Origin of the sequence: Aeromonas salmonicida, assembly GCF_028355655.1 — a bacterium.
Taxonomy (GTDB): Bacteria; Pseudomonadota; Gammaproteobacteria; order Enterobacterales; family Aeromonadaceae; genus Aeromonas; species Aeromonas salmonicida.
Map to the genome: position 1 here is coordinate 708,373 of NZ_CP110645.1, position 16,728 is coordinate 725,100.

Annotated in this window: 17 protein-coding genes; 15 read left to right on the plus strand and 2 right to left on the minus strand. The window is 59.0% G+C overall.

Features of this window, described 5'->3' with window-relative positions:
• Window positions 1-72 precede the first annotated feature (72 nt).
• The 7 genes from ispH to tppA all read left to right on the plus strand — a co-directional run bounded on the left by ispH (window position 73) and on the right by tppA (window position 7,535).
• A complete protein-coding gene (gene ispH, locus ONZ54_RS03470) occupies window positions 73-1,008 on the plus strand; it encodes a 4-hydroxy-3-methylbut-2-enyl diphosphate reductase (RefSeq protein WP_059111730.1) in 936 nt (311 codons plus the stop codon).
• 259 nt (window positions 1,009-1,267) lie between these two features.
• Window positions 1,268-1,771 carry a type IVa pilus pseudopilin TppE gene (tppE, locus tag ONZ54_RS03475; protein WP_021138583.1) on the plus strand — a complete coding sequence of 168 codons (504 nt, stop codon included), beginning with the start codon at window positions 1,268-1,270 and terminating at the stop codon, window positions 1,769-1,771.
• A complete protein-coding gene (pilV, locus tag ONZ54_RS03480; protein ID WP_271787472.1) occupies window positions 1,768-2,181 on the plus strand; it encodes a type IV pilus modification protein PilV in 414 nt (137 codons plus the stop codon). The genes tppE and pilV overlap by 4 nt, the downstream gene beginning before the upstream one ends.
• Window positions 2,178-3,272 (plus strand): PilW family protein, encoded by a 1,095-nt coding sequence (locus ONZ54_RS03485; protein WP_021138585.1) that lies wholly within the window; start codon window positions 2,178-2,180, stop codon window positions 3,270-3,272. The genes pilV and ONZ54_RS03485 overlap by 4 nt, the downstream gene beginning before the upstream one ends.
• 11 nt (window positions 3,273-3,283) lie before the next feature.
• Window positions 3,284-3,760, plus strand: coding sequence for a pilus assembly PilX family protein (locus tag ONZ54_RS03490; protein WP_111588082.1), 477 nt, complete (start codon window positions 3,284-3,286; stop codon window positions 3,758-3,760).
• A gap of 11 nt (window positions 3,761-3,771) precedes the next feature.
• Window positions 3,772-7,125 (plus strand): pilus assembly protein, encoded by a 3,354-nt coding sequence (locus ONZ54_RS03495; RefSeq protein WP_271787473.1) that lies wholly within the window; start codon window positions 3,772-3,774, stop codon window positions 7,123-7,125.
• An 8-nt stretch (window positions 7,126-7,133) separates the two neighbouring features.
• Window positions 7,134-7,535 (plus strand): type IVa pilus pseudopilin TppA, encoded by a 402-nt coding sequence (tppA, locus tag ONZ54_RS03500; RefSeq protein ID WP_271787474.1) that lies wholly within the window; start codon window positions 7,134-7,136, stop codon window positions 7,533-7,535.
• 21 nt (window positions 7,536-7,556) lie between these two features.
• On the opposite strand, the gene ONZ54_RS03505 is transcribed toward tppA, so the two are convergent.
• The gene (locus tag ONZ54_RS03505; protein ID WP_043135448.1) at window positions 7,557-7,943 is read right to left on the minus strand and encodes a type IV pilin protein; all 387 of its coding nucleotides are present in this window, start codon (window positions 7,941-7,943) and stop codon (window positions 7,557-7,559) included.
• 93 nt (window positions 7,944-8,036) lie between these two features.
• On the opposite strand from ONZ54_RS03505, the gene ONZ54_RS03510 reads away from it, so the two are divergent.
• From ONZ54_RS03510 to luxS, 8 genes are all read left to right on the plus strand, one after another.
• On the plus strand, window positions 8,037-8,573 hold the full coding sequence (locus ONZ54_RS03510) for a GspH/FimT family pseudopilin (RefSeq protein WP_271787475.1): 537 nt from the start codon (window positions 8,037-8,039) through the stop codon (window positions 8,571-8,573).
• Window positions 8,564-9,187, plus strand: coding sequence for a PilW family protein (locus ONZ54_RS03515; RefSeq protein ID WP_271787476.1), 624 nt, complete (start codon window positions 8,564-8,566; stop codon window positions 9,185-9,187). Before ONZ54_RS03510 ends, ONZ54_RS03515 begins: the two co-directional genes overlap by 10 nt.
• Window position 9,188: 1 nt before the next feature.
• Window positions 9,189-10,286, plus strand: coding sequence for a PilX N-terminal domain-containing pilus assembly protein (locus ONZ54_RS03520; RefSeq protein ID WP_059111726.1), 1,098 nt, complete (start codon window positions 9,189-9,191; stop codon window positions 10,284-10,286).
• 12 nt (window positions 10,287-10,298) lie between these two features.
• Entirely contained in the window at window positions 10,299-12,398 is a 2,100-nt protein-coding gene (locus tag ONZ54_RS03525) for a type IV pilus modification PilV family protein (RefSeq protein WP_271787477.1), read from the plus strand.
• A gap of 73 nt (window positions 12,399-12,471) precedes the next feature.
• A complete protein-coding gene (locus ONZ54_RS03530; RefSeq protein WP_271787478.1) occupies window positions 12,472-14,094 on the plus strand; it encodes an NAD+ synthase in 1,623 nt (540 codons plus the stop codon).
• A gap of 9 nt (window positions 14,095-14,103) precedes the next feature.
• On the plus strand, window positions 14,104-14,442 hold the full coding sequence (gene glnB / locus ONZ54_RS03535; protein ID WP_005313429.1) for a nitrogen regulatory protein P-II: 339 nt from the start codon (window positions 14,104-14,106) through the stop codon (window positions 14,440-14,442).
• A gap of 61 nt (window positions 14,443-14,503) precedes the next feature.
• Complete coding sequence (locus ONZ54_RS03540; protein ID WP_005313426.1) at window positions 14,504-15,097, plus strand: transglycosylase SLT domain-containing protein; 594 nt, start codon at window positions 14,504-14,506, stop codon at window positions 15,095-15,097.
• 18 nt (window positions 15,098-15,115) lie between these two features.
• Window positions 15,116-15,625 (plus strand): S-ribosylhomocysteine lyase, encoded by a 510-nt coding sequence (luxS, locus tag ONZ54_RS03545; protein ID WP_005313423.1) that lies wholly within the window; start codon window positions 15,116-15,118, stop codon window positions 15,623-15,625.
• 62 nt (window positions 15,626-15,687) lie between these two features.
• On the opposite strand, the gene ONZ54_RS03550 is transcribed toward luxS, so the two are convergent.
• Window positions 15,688-16,710 carry a GGDEF domain-containing protein gene (locus tag ONZ54_RS03550; protein ID WP_005313421.1) on the minus strand — a complete coding sequence of 341 codons (1,023 nt, stop codon included), beginning with the start codon at window positions 16,708-16,710 and terminating at the stop codon, window positions 15,688-15,690.
• Window positions 16,711-16,728: the final 18 nt, after the last annotated feature.

The following is a 16,728-nucleotide window of genomic DNA, read 5'->3' on the forward strand; positions in this document are numbered from 1 at the left end:
TTTGCTCGCTAATCCTCGCGGTTTCTGTCGTGTTGATGTCGATCGCGCCATAGGCATGAGTGAGGTGTACTGATGGATATACTGCTGGCTAATCCTCGTGGCTTTTGTGCCGGTGTTGATCGCGCCATCAGCATTGTCGAGAGCGCGCTTGAGAAGTTCGGGGCACCCATCTATGTCCGCCATGAAGTGGTGCACAACCGTTATGTGGTGAACAAGCTGAAAGAGGCGGGGGCCGTGTTCGTCGAGGAGCTGGACGAGGTGCCGGACGACAGTATCGTCATCTTCTCCGCTCACGGCGTGGCCAAGACGGTGCGCGAAATGGCCAAGTCCCGTGCCCTCAAGGTGTTCGATGCCACCTGTCCGCTGGTGACCAAGGTACACATGGAAGTCCATCGTGCCAGCCGCAAGGGCTCCGAAGCCGTGCTCATTGGTCACGCGGGTCACCCCGAGGTGATCGGCACCATGGGCCAGTACGAAAACCGCGAAGGTGGCATGTATCTGGTGGAAACGCCTGACGATGTTGCCAGGCTCAAGGTGAAGAATCCGGATGATCTCTGCTTTGTCACCCAGACCACCCTGAGTGTCGATGAGACCTCGGATGTGATCGACGCCCTGCGCAAGCAGTTCCCCAAGATCCAGGGGCCACGCAAGGACGACATCTGCTACGCCACTCAGAACCGCCAGGATGCGGTGCGGGAGATGGCGGGGCTGGTAGACGTCATGCTGGTGGTCGGGTCACGCAACTCTTCCAACTCCAACCGCCTGCGCGAGCTGGCCGAGAAGGTGGGCAGCAAAGCCTATCTTATCGACGATGCTTCCATGATCGAAACCGGCTGGCTGGAGGGAGTCAAGGCGATCGGCGTCACTGCAGGGGCCTCCGCACCGGACGTGCTTGTGCAGAACGTCATCGCCCGCCTGCGCGAGCTGGGTGGCAATATGGTCGTCGAGCATCCAGGTCGTGAAGAGAACGTGGTGTTTGAAGTACCGCCCGAGCTGCGGATCCTTTGATCCGCATCCTGTTGGTCGGGATGAGATGATGAGTCCCCGAGCCACCTCCTGCGAGGTGGCTTTTTTATGCACGATTCTTATGAATCTTGTTTACCCGGGGGCCGCAGAACCCAGCGAAAATTGATGATGTATGTCCAAGATTTGAGTAGATTGAATTGCAAGCGAAGAGCCGCAGTCTAGACTGCTGATGATCTTCTCATCTGGCTTGATGGCACACGGATAAGCAGACAAGCCCCCAACAAAATCAGAGCGAAACAGGATGTTTTTGCGTTCAGGTTTTAGTCTTATCGAGCTGATGGTCACCATAGCGATCGTATCGATTCTGCTGACCCTGGGAATCCCTTCTCTAAGTACGGTATTGCGCAACATCACGCTGACCACCCAGGCCAACAATTTCGTGGCCGCCATCAACCTTGCCCGCTCCGAAGCCATTCGCCGCAATACGGCGGTGACCCTTTCCGCCTCAGCCAGCAACCTAACCCAGCATCATTGGGAGTCGGGCTGGCAGATCTGGGTCGACAGCAACGGCAATGGCACCCTGGATAACGGTGAGCTGCTGCGCCTCTTCCCCGACATGGGGTCAGGCACTTTGATCAGTAATACTTCGCTCTTGCGTTTCAGTGGTAACGGCTTTCTCGATGGCCGCCAGCAGGCGACGCAGGTGTTTTCCCTGCAACCACCTGACTGCGCCGCCGAGCCGGCACGGGACATCATGATCACTCCCGCCGGCCGTCCCTCCATCCAGGAGACCAGCTGCATATGAAGCGTCAACGAGGGCTGTCACTGCTCGAAATCCTGATCTCCGTGCTGGTACTGTCGGTTGGTATCCTCGGCATGGCGACCCTGCAACTGCAGGCGCTCAAGAGCAACCAGTCGGCGCTGACCCGTACCGAGGCGACCCAATACGCCTACATGATCACCGACATGATGCGAGCCAACCGCAGAGCGGCCCTGCTCGGCCAGTACAACGTGGGGCTGGGGGAGGCCGTCTCCGGCAGCTCGATGGCCATGTTGGATCTGCAGTACTGGAAACAGGCGCTGACCGGTCTGCCGAGCGGCGATGGTGCCATTGTGATCAGCGCGGGGCAGGCCACCATCACTATTCAGTGGGATGCAAGCCGGCTGGCGACCGAGCCTTCGTTGCGCAGCATGACACTGAGGACGGATCTATGAGCGGGCGGCAGTCACTGCGACGGCAGGGCGGGGTCGGTCTGGTGGAGGTCATGATAGCCCTGGTGCTGTCTCTGCTGACGGTGGGTATCATCATTCAGGTCTTTCTCGGCAACCATAAGACCTATCTGATAGGCGAGGCCATCGCCCGGGTGCAGGAAGACAGCCGGTTTGCCGTCAACTTGCTGCAAAAAGAGCTGCGAATGGTGGGCTATCAGGGGTGTTTGAGCAAGCAGGGGGTCAACATCACCAATACCCTCACCGGCGGGACTGCACTACCCTACAACTTCACTGTCTATCTGCGTGGCTATGACAATGTCACCGCCACTCTGCCCGCTGCCTTGTCAGCCCTGTTCACCGCGGCCGAGCCCAAGCCCAGATCGGGTAGTGACGTCTTGTTGATCCAGGGACCGACCGGGGCCGGGGTGCCGGTGACTCGCAATAACAGCGCTGCCCAGCTGTTCGTGCAGCAGATCTCCAGCAAGGCGAACTACTGCGGCACCGGCAAGCAGGGTTACAGCGACCTGTGCGAGGGGGACATCGTCATGGTATCCGATTGTCAGAAGGCCCGGATATTCCAGATCACCCAAACTCAGGTGGTGGGGGCGGGGACCGAGGTCAACATAGGTCACTCCAATGACAACAAGTTTGTTCCCGGGAATGCTGTCAGCTCCTGGGGGGGGGCCAGCAGCCCGGTTGAGGAACGCTTTGGTGCCGGTTCGATACTGAGCCGGATGGAGACCCGGATCTACTACATTGCCCGGGCTTCGGCCACCGCCCCCTACGCCCTCTATCGCAAGAGTGGTCTCGCCGCCGGCATGCCGCTGGTCGAAGGAGTGGCCGATATTCAGCTGACTTTCGGCGAGGATCAGAACCGGGATCGGGCGGCGGATCGTTACGTGAGCGCCGCCAGCAATCCGAACTGGGACAACGTGCTGGGGATTGGTGTCCAGCTCTTGATGCGCAGCGCTCAGGGCAATCTGGTCTCCGCGCCCCAGGCCTTGAGCTTCGCGGGCTCGACCTTCCAGGCGGGCGACAATCACTGGTACTGGGTAGCTGAGACCACGGTCGCCCTGCGCAACCGGCTGCCATGAGGATGGAACCCATGATGCCTAGACAACAGGGAATGGCACTGGCGATCAGCCTGATTTTTCTGGCCATGGTGAGCCTGCTGGCGATGGCCAGCATGCAGGGCGCACTGTTGCAGGAGAAGATGGCGGGCAACCAGAAGGAATCGCAGCAGGCGTTGCAGGCGGCGGAGGCCGGCTTGCGTGCCGCCGAACGCTATCTGGAAGCCGGTAATTCAGGTCCCTATGACAACAGCGCCGGTTTGTACGAGTTCGTCACCGTGGCGGTGGATCCCACGTCTGTGTCCACGGCCTGGCGTACCTATGCCAACAGCGGTCTCGCGGGGCGCGCGCCCGAGTACTTCATCGAGCGACTGCCCTACACCCAGGCTGGCAACGAGAGTCTGGCGGTCGACGAACCCATAGGCGAGCGTCGCCTCTATCGCATCACGGCAAGGGGATTCGGTCTCTCGGATGAGAGCCGGGTGCTGTTGCAATCGACCTACAGCCGCTAGGAGGGCAACCCGTGCGCACATCTGGCTACGGACTCTCGGTCCTGCTGCTCTGCTCGTCGGTGCAGGCCGCGCTCGATATTGCCCAGGTTCCCCTCTATCTCGGCACCCGGGCCGAGCCCAACATCATGTTCAGCCTCGATGACTCCGGCTCCATGCACTTCGAGCTGATGCCGGAGGGACTGATCGAGAACAGTGCCCGCTACGTCTATCCCCGCGTCGACAACGTGTATGGCAGCGAGGATTATGACAACCGGACCGTCACCTTCACCAGCAACAACAACCGCAACGCCTATACCCGCTCGAGCAACAACAACAAGCTCTACTACAACCCGCTGCAGAGCTACCGCCCCTGGGCCAAGGCGGATGGCACCCTGATGGCGAATGCCAGCATCAGCTGTGCGCCGCACAATCCCTTCAATACGGCAGCCGGTTGCCGTGACCTGACCAAGAACAACCGATCGAGATCGCTGCGTTACTACACCGGATTCTCCTCCAGCGACTACAACGATGACGAGACGTTCTGGCCCGCCGTCTACTTTGCCTACAAGGGCAGTGGCGATGTGAAGAAGGTGGGCAGCTACACCCGGGTCGAGATCAAGTCGGGCAGCACCTATGGCGGACGCCCCAACCGCAGCGACTGCAAGAGTGCACCCGTCTGCACCTATGACGAGGAGATCCAGAACTTCGCCAACTGGTATACCTACTACCGCTCCAGGATCCTGGCGGCCCGGGCCGGGGTTGGGCGGGCCTTTGCCAGTCAGGGGCAGGCCATCCGGGTCGGCTTTGCCACCATCAACGCCAGTGGCAGCGTGATCCGTGGTGTGGCCCCCTTCTCCGGCACCGATCGCAGTGCATTTTTCAGCGACCTCTACAGCCGCGACATTCCTGCGTCCGGCACACCGCTGCGCACCAGTCTGAAGGATGTGGGGGAGTACTTCTCCCGTACCGACAACAAAGGCCCCTGGGCCGCCAGTGCGGGCAGCACACTGCCGCACCTCACCTGCCGCCAGAGTTACAACATCCTGATGACGGACGGCTACTGGAACGGAGACACCCCTTCGGTGGGGGATCAGGACAAGGACGGTTACAGCAATACCCTGGCCGACGTAGCCTACCGGTATTGGAAGACGGATCTGCGTACCGATCTGGCCGACAAGGTACCAACTAGCACCGTGGATCCTGCCAACTGGCAGCATCTGGTCAATTTTACCGTCGGGCTGGGGGTGAATGGCTCACTCAATCCGGCCAGCGGCACCCCGAGCAGCTGGCCCAATCCCCATGATCCGGATGACAAGGAGTACAAAAACCCGACCTACATTCCGGAGTACAAGATCGATGATCTCTGGCATGCGGCGCTCAACAGCAAGGGCAGCTTCTTCAGTGCGGCCGACCCAGATACCTTTGCCGCAGCCCTGAGCAGTACCCTGGCCCAGATCGCGGCCCGCAACAGCTCCGCCAGTTCGGTGACCGCCAACGCGACTCGGCTGGACAGCAATACCCACATTTATCAGGCACGTTACAACAGCGGGGACTGGTCGGGACAACTGGTTTCCATTCCGCTCAACAGCGATGGCTCACTGGGCACTATGGCCTGGGATGCGGCGACCCTGATCCCGGCTCATTCGGCCCGCACTATTTTCACTCGGCAAAACGGGGTCGGCATCCCTTTTACCTGGGCCGATCTTGATAACACCAACCGTGCCCTGTTCAACATTTCCGGTGACAACCAGGGGGAGAGCCGGGTCGCCTATCTGCGCGGTGATCGTAGCCGTGAACAGAGCAATGGCGGCCTGTTTCGCAGTCGCAGCGATCTGCTGGGGGACATCATCAACTCGGATCCCGTCTATGTCGGCGTCCGGGATTACGGCTATGCCAGTGCTACCGGGCTGAACCAGACAGAGCGTGACAGCTACCAGACATTCCTCGGCTCGCCGGCGATCAGTCGCCGTACACCCATGCTCTATGTGGGGGCCAATGATGGCATGTTGCATGGGTTTCGCGTCGCCAACGGGGTCGAGAAGCTGGCATACATTCCCGCTAGCCTGCTGGGGGAACTGAGCCTGTTGACCAAGCCTGATTACAGCCATCGCTACTATGTGGATGGGACGCCCAAGGTCGGTGATGCCTACCTGGGCAGTAGCTGGCAGACGGTTCTGCTGGGGTCGACGGGGGCCGGTGGCAAGGCGGTATTTGCCATCGACGTGACGGCGCCGGACAATTTCAGCGCCGACAAGATGCTGTGGGAGTTCACCAACACCGAGATGGGGGTTGCACTGGCGGCGCCGACCCTGGTCAGGGTCAAGTCCGGCAGCAAGTGGGTGGCGCTGGTGGCCAATGGCTACAACAGTACCAGCCAGACGGCGCGTCTGTTTGTGCTGGATCTGGCAACCGGCGCCATGATCAGGGAGCTGGATACCCAGGTGGGGTCTGCCAGCGAGCCCAATGGTCTCTCCTCCCCCTTGCCGGTGGATGAGGATGGTGATCGGGTGGCTGACTATGTGTATGCCGGTGATCTGCAGGGCAACCTGTGGAAGTTCGATCTGACGGACAACAACAGCGCCCAGTGGGGCAGTGCTTTCAAGACCGGCAACAAGCCAAAGCCGCTGTTCCAGGCCTGCAATGACACCTGCTCGGCCAGTACGCGCCAACCCATCACCATGCGGCCATTGGCGATCCGCCATCCCAAGGGGGGTATCATGGTGCTGATAGGGACGGGGAGCTATTTCACCAACGATGACAAGCTGTTGCCTGCAACTCCGAGGCTGGAGGCCGTCTATGGCATCTGGGACACGGGGGCAGGGGTGAGCAGCAGCCAGTTGTTGCAACAGAGCATCACCCACGAGTATCCGGCCAATGGCACCTCCATCAAGTTCAACGTGCGGGTGGTGTCCAGCAAGGCGGTCAACTACACCAGCCAGAAGGGGTGGTACCTGATCTTGAAGTCACCCGGGCTGAGCAAGGGGGTAGGGGAGCGCGCCGTATCAGAGATGCTGTTTCGGAACAAGCGGCTGATCTTCAACACCCTGATCCCCTCGGCAGATGCGTGTGACTTCGGTGGCCGTTCCTGGTTGATGGAGCTGGATCCCGTGTCGGGGGCCCGCTTGACCTATTCGGTGTTTGACGTCAATGGTGACGGTGCCGTCAACGATGATGACTATGTGGGAATCAAGGATGATGCCGGCAATGACGTCAAGGTGCCGGTCAGTGGCAAGCAATTTGACGAACTCACCACGACCCCGAGCGTGGTGGAGGATGCGGACATGGAGCGTAAATACATCAGCGGGTCCAGTGGCAACATATCGGTCACGCTGGAAGAGGGGGCGGGCGATCTGGGTGGTCGTCAATCCTGGTTGCAACTGGACTAGAGGCTGGCATGGAACGTGGATTTTCCCTGATGGAGTTGATGATTGTGGTGGCCGTGATGGCCATCCTGACCGTGATCGCCTACCCCAGTTACAACAACTACATAGCCTCGGCCAAACGGGCCGAAGCCAAGGCGGCCCTGCTGGAGGCCGCGCAATATCTGGAGCGGCAGTTTACCGCGGAGGGCAACTATGATGGCGGGAATCTGGCCTCTGCCGGACTGGCGACCCTGCCAAAGGAGGGGGGCGGGGCTTATTACAACCTGGCGCTCAATGCCAGCGGGGGGCGTTATACACTGACGGCAATTCCAACCGGAGCCATGAATGGTGACCCCTGCGGCCTGCTGACCCTGGATCAGGGCGGGCAGCAGGGGGTATCTGGTGCCACCATGACGGCGGCGGAGTGCTGGTAGGACGTCGATACCGGTCGCCTGTTACCAGCAATCGGCAGGGGTCTTGGTGTCGGCCTTGTTGAGTGTCAGGGTATCGCAGGCGGTGCTGCCGGCCTTGTCCCCGACCTGAGCCCCTTTGGTGGTGGCGATCAGGGTATAGGTGGTTGCGGTCGCCCCTGAGATGGTGAAGGTGTAGTAATCGCTGGCAGGGTTGCCCACCTGGGAGGGGGTGGCGCTGTAGCTGGTGTTGGAGACCCGAAACTCCTCTTGCTTGAGCTGCATGCTGAGCAATCCCTTGAAGGCTTCTGCCCGGCGGGATTTGCGCAAACCATCGGTGAAGCTGGGGTAGGCGACAGAGGCAATGATGGCGACGATGGCGATCACGACCATCAACTCCAGCAGTGTGATACCTGATTGTTTGATTCTCATGGACGGCATGGTTCGTGAAACAGGTTGATACTATAGGATAGTACTCACAGTACGCTCTACTGGCATGAGCAAAAAGAAAGGAGTCTTGAGCTAATGGAATGCACAGAGGGCAGATCCGCCGGTTTTACCCTGATCGAACTGATGGTTGCCCTGGCCCTGGTCGCCCTGCTGTTGACCGTGGCCATCCCCAGTTATCAGTCATTGCGCCAGGACCAGATGGTCAAGGCGGCGACTCAGGCCGTCTATACGGACGTGATGCTGCTCAAGTCCGAAGCACTCAAGCGCAATCGCAACTTGCAGATGATCCTGTTCAACAGTGGTACCAACAACTGGTGCTATCGCATCAGTATCGACGGGACTTGCGGCAGTTGCGGCGATGCTTGCTCCAGTATCGAGGGTCGCAAGGGGGCTGATGCCAGCGAGTTCCCGGGGATTGTCCTGACTGCGACCTATACCGAATCATCGAACCAGGTGCGACCCATCACGTTTTCTCCCCGTCGCGGCACCCTGCCCAGCGGCAGCATCACGGTTACTTCATCCGTTGCCAGCATGAAGGTGGTGACCAACAACCTCGGACGGGTACGCACCTGTGCCGTCAGCAGCCTGGTCGGGGAGGTGGCATGCGATTGAGGGCCCATGGCTTCAACCTGGTCGAACTGATGGTCGCCATGGTGGCCGGGCTGCTGCTGGTCGCGGCCGTCACCTCGCTGTTTGCCACCATCCTCAAGGCCAATCATACCGCCGTGCAGACCAGTCGCCTGAATCAGGAGATCCAGCTGCTGACGGACATGATAGCGCGCGATATCCAGCGGGCGGGCTATGACGCGAGTGCCACCCAGTTTCTTGGAGCCCCCTCTGGCAGCCGCTCCAGTTTCTACTTTGATGCGGCAACGGATCTGATGAGTGAAACGGCGACGGGTTCCGGCCTCTACACCTGTATCAGGGTGCGCTATGACAATGATGAGAACGGTGTACTGAACACGGATGACGCCCGGATCTACAGCTACAGCAGTGCTGACAAGGGGATCAAGCAGGGGGCTGGCACGACGACATGTGGCAACGGAAGCCTTGTTTCTACCGATGACACCATAGAGATAACCGCCATGACCCTCAGATTGCTGCCGAGCAGCCAGGTCAGCGGGGCGCGGGCACTGCAGTTGGTGATGAACGGTCGCTTCAAGTCTGCGCCCGCACTGACCCTGAATCTGCAGCGGGACATCAAACTGCGTAATGATGGGTACTGATATGAGTCGCCAGTCGGGTTTTACCACCTTCACCATCACGTTGCTGCTGGTGCTGATCTTGTTGGGCATATCACTGCTGGTCGGCAAGATGCTGGTGGCCGATCGCCGCGTGACCCTCAATGAAGTGCTCTATCGTCAAGCCATGGCGATGGCAGAGCAGGGCATGGCGGATGGATTGGGGCGGTTGACGCTAGATCCGGGTTGGCGCACCAGTTTGGCGACGACCACGCTGACCACGGGCAGTTACACGCTCTCGTCTGTGGATGACACAGCCATTACCGTAGGGTCCGTGGTGGTGACCCCGATCCGGGTGCGCTCCCAGGCGACGCTGAGCAATGATCAGGCGCAGGCAGCAGTAGAGACCAAGGTAGTTCGCTTCAGCGTGTTGGCTGGGTCGCCTGCGGCCCCCTTGACCGTTGCCGGCGGCATGGCAGTGGGAGGCAATTTCACCATAGTGGCCAACCCTAATGGTGGTGGGTTGGGGGTACCCCTGTCGGTCTGGACCAGTGGCAACGTCGACCTCATTACGGGTACGGGGCAAACTTGTCATCAGGGGGATTACAGCGGTGGCTGTTCGGCCAATATCAGCCAGAAAGGTGACAAGCAGTCAGACATCAAGGACAACGATGCCGCCTTTCCGACCGATCTGGTCTGGTATCTGTTCAATGAAAAGGATGATGCTGCCGGGTGGACCAATCTGGAGGCCAGGGCCACCCAGCGGTTGACCGATTGCAGCTCCCTCGGCCCTGCCTCTACCGGGCTCATCATAGTGGATGGCGACTGCAAGCCTTCAGCCAACGTCGGCTCCGAGGCTGCCCCCGTGATCCTGATCGTGCGCAACGGCAATCTGGCGGTAAATGGCAACACCGTATTGTACGGTCTGGTCTTTGCCTACTCGTCCAACCCGGCCGCGGCTGGCACGGATGTGAAGCTGACCGGGGGGGCCATAGTACATGGTGCCATGGTATCCAATTATCAGTTGGGTAACTCTAATGGCACTTATGATGCGAAGTTTGATGCTAGCGTACTGAGTAATATTTCGAACGGAGCCTCTTTCCAGATAGTCAATCAGGTTCCCGGCAGCTGGCGGGACTGGTAGAGGAAAATGATCATGAATAGGCAAAAAGGATTTGGCCTGCTGGAGATACTGATCACCTTGGTGGTCTTGGGTGTTGGGATTGTCGGCCTGGTTAGCATGTCGAAATCGGCACTGAAGGTGTCTCAGGATGGTCGTCGTTACGAGACGGCGATGCGGTTGGCGGAGTCAAAACTCGATGAGTTCCGCAACTTCAATGGTGTGATGACGGCGACGGCTCCCCTCACGGCTTACAACCAGATAACCTCGGCCAGTGCCGCTGTTACTCTGTCGGGGGAGCCCTATTCTCTGGCCTGGACCGTGACCAATCAGTACCTGAATGGCTCAACTTGGCAAGGCGCTGCGCCAGCCGGTTATCGCCTCAGCTATCCGGGGCGAAAGGCGGTGACAGTCAATGTAGGTTGGTCGGATAGCGAAGGGCAATCCCATACGCTGCAGCTCACCGGTAATATCTCGCCGATAGAGTCCTTGAGCACAGATCAGCTGAACGGCGGCTTGAACACTGCTAGGCAAGGACCCAAGGTCAACTATACGCCAGGGGTTGCCCCGGATGTCATCTCGGTTGAGCTGGGCGATGGCAACAAGCAGGAGACCAGCAAGCCCTTGCCCACTGTCACGTCCAAAGATGGGCAGGTTGGTAAATTGGTGCAGTTCGAAACCGTAACATACAAGCCTGAGGTCGGAGGCAATACCCAGCAGGTGTTGCAGGACATGGCCTCGGTCTCCTGCTCATGCAGTTATGGCTCCAGCCTGACAGCCTATCTACCGGGTCAGGTCTACAGTTCGGCGAGCAATCAACTTTACTGGAAAGCCGGTGCCATGCAGAACAAGCCGACCGGGACGCTCGATAGCAGCGTCAATGGTCAACCGACGCTGTGTAGCAGCTGTTGCAAGGATCACTTCGATGGTAGCGGCTCCGGTTTTGACAACTTCTATGCTCCGCTCAATACCGCCAGGGTGCGTTACAACAGTGCTTTGAGCACAGTCACCAGTGGCAAATATGTGGACGCCTGTCGTTTTGTCCGGCTGGACGGTTTCTACCGTCCCTTGCCTGACTGGAATCTGGTCAAGGTAGTGGTGACAACGGCCGATTTTTTGGCCAAACCGGCCAATCAGGCCAGCTATCAGAAATATATCAAGTACGTGGTCAAGACTTACATAGATTGGCAGAAGTCGACCCTGAACTGGACGCAAGGCGCCTCCGCTACGCTCCCTACGATCACCGACTTTTCAGCCTGGCTGGCCTCAAATGCAGAGACGGGGGGGGATACCACGACAGGCATCACAGTCGGCACCGGCACGGCGCAGCTGATTGCACGGGGTATCTATGTTGACGTGCTCGACCCTGCCTATCTGGTTGGCATCGACACCAGCGTTACAGACTATCTGACCAAGGTGCCGTTTCAGGATATCAACCTGACCATGTTGGCAGAGTGGACCATGGGACCGCTGACCCTGCTGACCGGCAGCGCCATCGATTATGCGGTGGTCACCAATGAAGCGGTAAAAACCGTTGTCGATCTTAACAACTACTATTTTGGCAGTTACAGCCGTGGTTATATGACGGCAAAGAAGTCGACCAAAGACAGCAGCCAGATCCTTCGTGACGTGGTCGTCAGGGTTACTGCCTATCAGGGCAACTCCGGCATCACTGCCTCGTTGGTCTCGCCTCGGGACCAGTCATTGGCTCTCAGTGCCGACATGGAGGTCAAGATTGATGTCGAGCAGCAGGCCTCGCCGACCATGAAGGTCAGTGGGCGGATCCAGTGTCTTGAGCGGGGCAAGGGGAACAACAATCCACCGCCAGAGGCGTGTGGTAAGAATGCCTTCAACAACCTGAGCATCAGCACTCCCAACTCGGGGGCGACATGCCGTGTTGACAAGCCGCAGGCCAACAACCAGCCAGCAGCCTATCTGTGTGAGGCTCCAGAGAATTCGACGCTGGTCATCAATCTTTCCTACACCAATCAGGGCAGTACTACCTATATGCTGCAGCCGCCCTCTTTCAGCGTGCAGATGACGCCACAGCCCAGCAATCAGGTGTTGAGTGGGCCCTGTTCCCTGCTGGTGGACAATGGCGTCACCAACGCAGCCAACCTGACTTGCACCCCTTGAGCCTTGGGCGCTGGCACAGCCAGCGCCTTTTCTTTATCATTCCCCATCATTTTCGATTTTAAGATGTATCGCCATGGCAAAAGCCCTCTCTCTGATGCTTGCCCAGTTGAATCTGACGGTAGGCGCCATCGAAGATAACTGTGACAAGGTGCTTGCTGCGGCCGCCCAGGCCGAGCAACAAGGCGCCGACCTGCTGGTGTGCTCCGAGCTGGCCTTGACCGGCTATCCGCCGGAAGACCTGTTGCTGCGCAGCGACCTGATGATGCGTGTCGACGCTGCGCTGGCTTGTATCGCGACCTGGCAGGGCAGCTGCGCCATTCTGGTGGGGCATCCCTGGCGTGAAGGGGCGGCGCTCTATAACGCCGCTTCCCTCTATGAGCAGGGCAAGCTGGTCGCCCGCTACTTCAAGCAAGACCTGCCCAACTACGGCGTATTTGACGAGAAGCGCTATTTCACCGCGGGCACGCATACCTGCGTGGTGCCGTTCCGTGGTCATAAGCTGGGACTGCTCATCTGCGAAGATCTGTGGCAACCGGGTCCGGTGCTGGCCGCCAAGGCGGCAGGGGCCGAGCTGTTGCTCACCATCAACGCCTCGCCCTACGATCAGGAGAAACCCTGGATCCGTCGTGAACTGATGACTGAGCGTTGCAGCCAGACCGGTTTGCCGCTGGTCTACCTCAATCAGGTGTGCGGCCAGGACGAGCTGATCTTCGATGGTTGCTCCAAGGTGTTCAACAGCCAGGGTGAGCTGACCCACAAGCTGGCCCCGTTTGCCGAAGAGCTGGCCCTGGTGCATTTTGCCGATGGTCAACCGGTGAAAGAGCGTGAACCGGCCGCCCCGCTCGAGCCATTGGCCGAGACCTATCAGGCACTGGTGCTGGCGGTGCGCGACTACATCACCAAAAACGGCTTCCAGGGCGCTGTATTGGGTCTCTCCGGTGGTATCGACTCAGCCCTGACACTCGCCATCGCGGCCGATGCCATCGGCGCCGATAAGGTGCAGGCGGTGATGATGCCATTCCGTTACACCGCCCAGATGAGTGTGGAGGATGCCAAGGAGCAGGCCGAGCGGATGGGGGTCGAGTTTGACATCATCTCCATCGAGCCCATGTTTGAAGGGTTTATGACCCAGCTGGCGCCGCTGTTTGCCGGTACTGCCCGCGATACGACAGAAGAGAACCTGCAGGCACGCTGCCGTGGGGTGCTCTTGATGGCGCTCTCCAACAAGCGTCGTCGCATAGTGCTGACCACGGGCAACAAGAGCGAGATGGCCGTGGGCTATGCCACCCTGTATGGTGACATGGCGGGCGGTTTTGATGTGCTCAAAGACGTTCCCAAGACCCTGGTCTTCAAGCTGTGCGAATATCGCAATTCAGTCGATTATGTGATCCCGCAACGGGTCATCGACCGTCCTCCTTCGGCAGAATTGGCGCCGGATCAGGTGGATCAGGACAGCCTGCCCCCCTACGACATCCTGGATGCCATCCTCAAGCGCTATGTGGAAGAGGATGCCTCTGTCGCCGACATGGTGGCAGAAGGATTTGAAGAGGTGGTGGTGCGCAAGGTGATCCGGCTGGTGGATCTCAACGAGTACAAACGCCGTCAGGCTGCCGTCGGGCCCCGTATTACGGCCCGCAACTTTGGTAAGGATCGTCGTTACCCCATCACATCCGGGTTCGGCAAACAGAACTGGTAAGGAGTCACCATGAAGAAGATTGAAGCCATCATCAAACCGTTCAAGCTGGACGATGTGCGCGAGGCCCTGGCCGAGATCGGCATCAACGGCATGACTGTATCCGAAGTCAAAGGCTTCGGCCGTCAGAAGGGGCATACCGAGCTCTATCGCGGCGCCGAGTACATGGTGGATTTCCTGCCGAAGGTGAAGGTGGAGCTGGTGGTGCAGGACGAGGATCTGGATGCCTGCATCGAAGCCATCCAGAACACGGCCCGTACCGGCAAGATTGGTGACGGCAAGATCTTCGTTTGCGAGGTGGAGCGTGTCATTCGTATCCGTACTGGCGAAGAGAACGAAGACGCGATTTGATGTGATGGGTGTGCCTCGTATCGACCAAGAGAACGAAGAGACAAGCTTTCAGATATCATGGATGCGCCTCTTCGTGGCGGCGGGCCTGCTGATTGGCCTGACCGCCTGCAGTACCCGCCCGCCGGCCCAGCCGGAAAATCTATGCCAGATCTTTCGGGAAAAGCCCGACTGGCACAAGGCGGCGCTCAAGATGAACGAGAAGTGGGGCACACCTGTTCAGGTGGTGATGGCCATGATGTATCAGGAGTCCTCCTTCGTACACGATGCCCAGCCGCCAATGGGCTACTTCCTCTTCATTCCGACCGGGCGAGCCAGCTCCGCCTATGGTTATGCCCAGGTGAAAGATGAGACCTGGGACGATTACCAACGGGAAACCGGCAACAGCTGGAGCAGCCGCGACGACTTTGCCGACGCCATCGATTTCATGGGCTGGTACACTAACAAGGCCCAGCGACTGAATGGCACTTCCAAGTGGGATGCCTATGGCCAGTATCTCAACTATCACGAAGGGTGGGGTGGCTACCGGCGTGGCAGCTACCGCAGCAAGGGGTGGCTGATGAAGACCTCCCGCAAGGTAGAGGCGCGTGCCCAGCGCTACGGCGCCCAGTATCGACAATGCAAGGATCAGCTCTCCAGCGGGGGCTGGTTCTGGTAACCAAATCAGGAGTCAGAAATGCCGTTATTGGACAGTTTTACCGTTGACCACACACGTATGGAAGCGCCTGCAGTGCGCGTGGCCAAGACTATGCAGACCCCGAACAAGGACACCATAACCGTGTTCGATCTGCGTTTCTGTGTGCCAAACCAGGAGATCCTCTCCGAACGCGGCATTCACACCCTCGAGCACCTCTTTGCCGGTTTCATGCGTGATCACCTGAACGGCAATGGTGTGGAGATCATCGACATCTCCCCCATGGGGTGCCGTACCGGTTTCTACATGAGCCTGATTGGCGCACCGGACGAAGCCCGTGTGGGCGCCGCCTGGCAGGCTGCCATGAGCGATGTGTTGACCGTGCAGGAGCAGGCCAAGATCCCGGAGCTGAACGAATATCAGTGCGGCACCTTCAGCATGCATTCGCTGGAGGAAGCCCATGAGATCGCTCGTAACGTGCTGGCGCGTGGTATCGGCGTCAACCACAACGACGAGCTGGCACTGCCGGAAGAGAAGCTGAAAAGTCTCTAGGTTGTGCATGGCAAAAATGAAAAAGGCCGGTCATTGACCGGCCTTTTTGTTGTCTGGAGGATTCAGGACGGCAAGGGCATGACCCGGTTGCGGCCCAGCTCTTTTGCCTTGTAGAGCAGCTTGTCGGTGCGCTCGACCAGCGCATCGCCTGTTTCCTGACCATTGTACTCACCCACTCCGAACGAGGCTGTGATGTGGTCGATGCGGCGGCCGGACTTGCGATCCAGGATGGACATCTTCTCTATGGCACGGCGCAGACTCTCGGCCATCTGGCGGCTCAGGGCCAGGTTGCGCATGGGCACCAGCAGGGCGAACTCCTCACCACCGAGCCGATAGGCGGTGACGCCCTCCTTGCACGTTTCCCGCAGCCGCTTGCTGAAGGCACGCAGTACCTGATCCCCAAGAAGGTGACCATATTCATCGTTGAAATTCTTGAAGCGGTCGATGTCCGACAGAATGAGGGAGAAGGTCTGCTTGCTGCGGATCAGGCCGTCTATCTCCAGATCGAAGGCGCGGCGATTGAGCAGGGAGGTAAGGGCATCCTCGTTGGCCAGCTTGCGGGTTTCGTTCAGTGCCTCACGTAGCTCTTTGATCTCTTTCTCTGCATTGCTGAGCTGATTGCGAAAGTGCATGGTCGACATGCGCACATCTCGCGATTCGCGCACCAGATCCCGCAAGATGCCCATGGTGTCGTCAAGGCTGAGCCCTTCATCGTCGATGAGACTCAGTCGATCGAAGCTCTTGTCGAGCATCTCCTGAAACATGCCGGTGTCGGAAATGGCGTCTTGCATGGTGTGGCCGAGCTCGTTGGCCATGGCGGCCAGACTGAGTTTCATTGCCTCCATCTGCTGCTCATCCTGGGCGGCGAGGTGCTGATGATAGAGCCGCTCGCAGGTGGTGAGTGAGCAGGTGCCCTGCAGCTTGATCGCCTGATCGATGGCCTGATTGAGCTCTGGCATGCTGGCCGACACGTAGTTATACCAAAGGGTATAGTTATCCGGCGTCGTGGGAATTTGATACTTGATCATCAGTGGAACCGCCTGCTTAAGATAGGCGGCGGATTGCGCGAACGAGTCCTTGCTCATGAGTTCCGTGTCTCATCA